6 protein-coding genes are annotated in these 4,721 nt (G+C 30.3%); 4 read left to right on the top strand and 2 right to left on the bottom strand.

The annotated features are described in order from the left end of the window. A partial coding sequence (locus ABJD66_RS15215; RefSeq protein ID WP_348133206.1) for a DUF2911 domain-containing protein occupies window positions 1-775 on the bottom strand: 775 nt, incomplete at its 3' end. 112 nt (window positions 776-887) lie between these two features. Next, the gene (locus ABJD66_RS15210; protein WP_303541609.1) at window positions 888-1,733 is read right to left on the bottom strand and encodes a T9SS C-terminal target domain-containing protein; all 846 of its coding nucleotides are present in this window, start codon (window positions 1,731-1,733) and stop codon (window positions 888-890) included. Window positions 1,734-1,920: 187 nt separating this feature from the next. Between ABJD66_RS15210 and ABJD66_RS15205 the strand changes: the two genes are divergently transcribed. The 4 genes from ABJD66_RS15205 to ABJD66_RS15190 form a co-directional block, all read left to right on the top strand. Continuing rightward, complete coding sequence (locus ABJD66_RS15205) at window positions 1,921-2,580, top strand: TetR family transcriptional regulator C-terminal domain-containing protein (protein ID WP_303541607.1); 660 nt, start codon at window positions 1,921-1,923, stop codon at window positions 2,578-2,580. A gap of 3 nt (window positions 2,581-2,583) precedes the next feature. Continuing rightward, window positions 2,584-3,894: an AarF/UbiB family protein gene (locus ABJD66_RS15200; RefSeq protein ID WP_348133202.1), complete on the top strand. Its 1,311-nt coding sequence runs from the start codon at window positions 2,584-2,586 to the stop codon at window positions 3,892-3,894. 4 nt (window positions 3,895-3,898) lie between these two features. Continuing rightward, complete coding sequence (locus ABJD66_RS15195; protein ID WP_100895737.1) at window positions 3,899-4,513, top strand: flavin reductase; 615 nt, start codon at window positions 3,899-3,901, stop codon at window positions 4,511-4,513. Window positions 4,514-4,517: 4 nt separating this feature from the next. Continuing rightward, window positions 4,518-4,721 (top strand): NAD-dependent epimerase/dehydratase family protein (locus tag ABJD66_RS15190; protein WP_348133198.1); only part of this gene is annotated, 204 nt, incomplete at its 3' end.

Here is a 4,721-nt window from a genome sequence, read left to right as displayed (position 1 = left end):
AACCAACTAAAGATTTTTTAGCTGTCTCAATAGCTTTTTTCTTATCTCCTGCTTTAGCGTAAATTAAAGATAATTGTCTTAATTGGTAAAATGCAGGTTTCTCCATCATACTCATAGCTTTTTCCATCCAAGTTTTTGCTTGGTTAATATCCTTACCAGATTCTTTGTAATATACAGCAGCTGCATAATAATCTTGTGCGCTAGGACCATTCATAGTTTTTGCAATAGCAGCAGAGACAGTTTTATCTGTAGGAACTTCAAATTTAGCACCTACATATACATCTTCCCATAAAATACCCAATACAGCAGAACCAGAAGTTAAGTCGTCAAAAGTCATTGTAAAAGTTTCTATTTTCATTGGCATTTTTACAACATCTGCTTTAATTGTAGCAGCAACTTTAGACTGGTCCCACTCTCTTGGTGTTCCCCAGTTATTTGTATCTGCGTAAAATATTACTTCCCAAGAAGTTTCTCCTGGCTTAGTAAATATAGCGTAAGAACCAGCTTTTACTTCTTTACCACCAATAGTTACATTATTACTAAATGTAATAACAGTATTTTTATTAGCTCCCGTTCTCCATAATTTAGAAAAAGGTACTAGATTACCAAAAACTTCTCTACCTCTTGCAGATGGTCTAGAATACTCTAAAGTAACATCTGTTAAACCTACTTTTTGTTCCATTTTAGTAAACGGACTTGGTTGTGGTGTTTCAATCTGTGCTTGTACTCCTGTTAAAGCAAACACTGCAATTAATACTAATGCAATTTTTTTCATTTTGTTTGTAGTTTATTAAGTTTCCTCAAAATTACGGTACACGCACCCCTTTAAATGTTAACAAAATCTTAAACTTTAAGAGCTCAAATTAGATAAAAAAATACTGTTTAAGCTATTTTAGCTTATAAATACTTGCATTAGCCCCTAGTTTTGTAAAAGATTCTGAAGATAAATAATATGTATCATCATTAAACTTTGTAATTCCTTCTATTTGAGCAAAACCTATTTCTAATGGTGTTTTTTTTACTGTACCTGCAAATAAATTAGATGCAGTACTATTTTCTATTTCTATTACAAATGGCAACATAAACATATTGTAACCAACTAAAACAATCTTATTATTACTATTGTTATATGTTGCTCCTGTTACCATACCGTTTGTATTATATTCCCCTACTTTAGATGCTATGTGTTTGCCTGGTTTTGCAGGTATTTTATAAGCAACAGTACCTTTAGACCTCCATTGCTTTGTTAAAATATACAGCTCCCCTCCTTTGTAAAAAAGAGATTCCGCATCATAATCACTTCTACTTTTTCGTGTATTACTTGTTTTATCAGAATAGTTAAAGTAAATTTTTTCTGCAGTAACCTTATCTAATAATTTTAGGTCTTTTTTAGCTATTCTATAAATAACAAGATCTTCTCTATCCCCCCAATAATTTCCAAAATCGCCAACATATACATAATCTTTATCTTGTGTAATGTCTTCCCAGTCTATATTCTTTGCGTTTGTTACCTCTACTTTTTTTTCAACCTTAAAACTGTTTTTATTCAAAAAATATAAAGTTGGTGTGTTACCAGAATCGTTGTGTGTAATTAATAAATCATTGTATAGTATTAATCCGGAAGATTCTGATACAGCCTCTGGCAAAACTCCTACCAACGAGCTACTAAACTGTCCAAAAATTAGACCTGCAGTTAAGGCAGACACATATATGAGTATTATTTTAATCTTCATTAGTAGATACTTAATTTTTAATAAAATGCAAAGCTAAGGGTAACAATTTAAACATTATATATATTTAAGTAAACACTAACATTTAGGTAAATAAAACCCTGTAAAACAGGTATAATTGCATTTTTGTCTAATCTTTAACTAAAATAGTTAGACATTTTTGTATCTTTGTTTTAGAAATAAAGAAATTATGGCAAAGAAAAAGAATGTAACAGCAGAGGATATTATCAATTTTTATATGGATTTTGTACTAGAAAACGAAAAGCAACCGTCTTCTGTCTATAAATTTTCTAAAATTAATAATTTTGAAGAATCCATTTTTTACAACTTCTTTAATTCCTTTGATACCTTAGAAAAACACATATTTAACGCTTTTTATAATCATACTATCAAAGCTTTAGAAACAGACCAAGCTTATAGCGAGTTTGACAGTAGAACTAAACTTCTAAGTTTTTATTATACCTTTTTTGAAATGCTAACTGCTAATAGAAGTTATGTAGTTTATGCTTTAAATAAACACAAAAACAAATTAAAATCTGTAAGTATGTTGTCTAATCTTAAAAATAGTTTTAGCAACTATATTATTGGTTTAGATATAGATACAATTGATTTAAAGCAGGAAAAATTAGAGAAAATTCAGCAAAAAACATTAAAAGAATCTGCTTGGATACAGTTGTTAATTACAATTAAATTTTGGTTAGATGATACTTCTTCATCTTTTGAAAAAACAGATATTTTTATCGAAAAAAGCGTTAACACTACGTTTGACCTACTAGATACCAAACCCTTACAAAGCATTATAGATCTAGGAAAGTTTATTTATAAAGAAAAAATTAATATGAACTTGTAGCCTATGAAAACTATAGACAAAATACCTACTTCTAAAATACAACGTGCCAGCAAATTAGTTACTACTGGTGCTAAAGTTGGTGTTAATTACCTTAAATATTATGGTGATAAGCTAACTAAAACAGAAATGGAAGCAAAAGAACGCCTAAATAAGAACAATGCTGAGGATATTTACGATAGTCTAAAGCAATTAAAAGGTAGTGCTCTAAAAGTAGCACAGATGCTAAGTATGGAAAAAAGCATATTGCCACAGGCATATGTAGAAAAATTTTCTTTAGCTCAGTTTTCTGTTCCTCCTTTGTCTGCTCCTTTAGTACAAAAGACATTTAAAAAATACTTTGGTAAAACACCAAATGAAATATTTGACACTTTTAATGTTAACTCTGTAAATGCAGCTAGTATTGGACAAGTACATTATGCTGAAGCTAATGGTAAAAAATTAGCGGTTAAAATTCAGTATCCTGGTGTAGCAGATAGCATTTCTACAGATTTAGCTATGGTAAAACCTATAGCTATTAAAATGTTTAATATAAAGGGTAAAGACTCTGATAAGTATTTTGCTGAAGTAGAAAACAAACTAATAGAAGAGACCAATTACTTGCTAGAAATAAAGCAAAGCAAGGAAATGGCAAAAGCTTGCGAACACATACCAAACTTAAAGTTTCCGCAGTATTATGAGCAATTTTCATCGGAACGTATTATTTCTATGGATTGGATGATTGGTGAGCATTTGAGCGAGTTTACAGCACATAATGCAAACCAAGAAAAAGCAGATAAAATAGGGCAAGCATTATGGGATTTTTATATGTACCAAATGCACGTGTTACGCAAAGTACACGCAGATCCTCATCCTGGCAATTTTTTAATTTCTAAAGAGAGTAAGCTAATTGCTTTAGATTTTGGATGTATCAAAGAAGTGCCTACAAATTTTTACGTACCCTATTTTGAGTTGGCTAAACCAGAGGTTATTAATAATCCTGTATTATTTTCTCAGAAAATGCACGAATTAGAAATTTTAAAAGAAGATGACTCTAAAGAAGAAATTGCCTTCTTTTCTGATCTTTTTTATGAGATGTTAAGTCTGTTTACAAAACCTTTTCATAATGATACGTTTGATTTTTCTGACCCAGTTTTCTTTAATCAAATTGCAGAATTAGGAGAAAAATATAGTAAAAGTACAGAACTACGTAAAATGAACGGAAACAGAGGTTCTAAGCACTTTATTTACATTAACAGAACATTTTTTGGACTGTATAATTTAATGTTCGATTTAAAATCAAAAAACATTAAAATTAATAATTATCTATCGCTTTAAGTAAATGATAAAATATACTAATGACAATATAAAAGAGCTAGAGCATTTGTTCAAAATTAATTTGATAAATAGTGCCTCGGGCTATAAGTCTGCCAATTTAATTGGTACTAAGTCTGTTAACGGACAAGAAAATATTGCAGTATTTAGCTCTGTTATTCATTTAGGTTCTAACCCTGCTTTATTAGGCTTTATTTGTAGACCTACTACTGTACCTAGACATACTTATAAAAATATTAAGGAAACAAAAATATACACCATTAATCATATACATCAGGATATTTTAGAAGATGCTCACCACACTTCTGCCAAATATCCAGAAGAGGTATCAGAATTTACAAAGACTAAATTAGTACCAGAGTATAAAGACAATTGTATTGCTCCATTTTTAAAAGGTGCTCCAGTACAATTAGAACTCAAGTTTATAGAAGAAATGCCTATAGCTGCTAACAATACTATTTTGGTTATTGGTGAAATAATGAATTTATATGTTAATGAAGACCTCTTACAAAAAGATGGGTTAATAGATTTAACAAAAGGAAAAGTAGCTGCAATTAATGGCCTAGACGCCTATGCGGTTCCCAAAACAAACAAAAGATTTACATACCAAAGACCAAAATAAATAAATGAAAATACTAGTAACAGGTACAACAGGCTACATAGGCAAAAGACTAGTGCCCCTTTTAATAGAAGAAGGGCATAATGTTGTATGCGCTGTTAGAGACAAGTTACGTGCAGAAGAATGGTATAAAAACGAGCCCCTAATTACTGTTGTAGAAGCAGATTTTTTACAAGAAAGTACGCTTTCTAATATTCCTAAAGATATAGAC

This window comes from Cellulophaga sp. (genome assembly GCF_039943695.1).
Classification (GTDB): Bacteria; Bacteroidota; Bacteroidia; order Flavobacteriales; family Flavobacteriaceae; genus Cellulophaga.
The sequence above is the reverse complement of the archived record's forward strand: the minus strand, read 5'-3'. Positions and strand labels throughout refer to the sequence as shown.

Bases quoted from the DNA above. Each gene is read 5' to 3' on its own strand.
- ABJD66_RS15210 (WP_303541609.1), bottom strand. From the start codon at position 1,733: ATGAAGATTAAAATAATACTCATATATGTGTCTGCCTTAACTGCAGGT.
- ABJD66_RS15205 (WP_303541607.1), top strand. From the start codon at position 1,921: ATGGCAAAGAAAAAGAATGTAACAGCAGAGGATATTATCAATTTTTAT.
- ABJD66_RS15200 (WP_348133202.1), top strand. From the start codon at position 2,584: ATGAAAACTATAGACAAAATACCTACTTCTAAAATACAACGTGCCAGC.
- ABJD66_RS15195 (WP_100895737.1), top strand. From the start codon at position 3,899: ATGATAAAATATACTAATGACAATATAAAAGAGCTAGAGCATTTGTTC.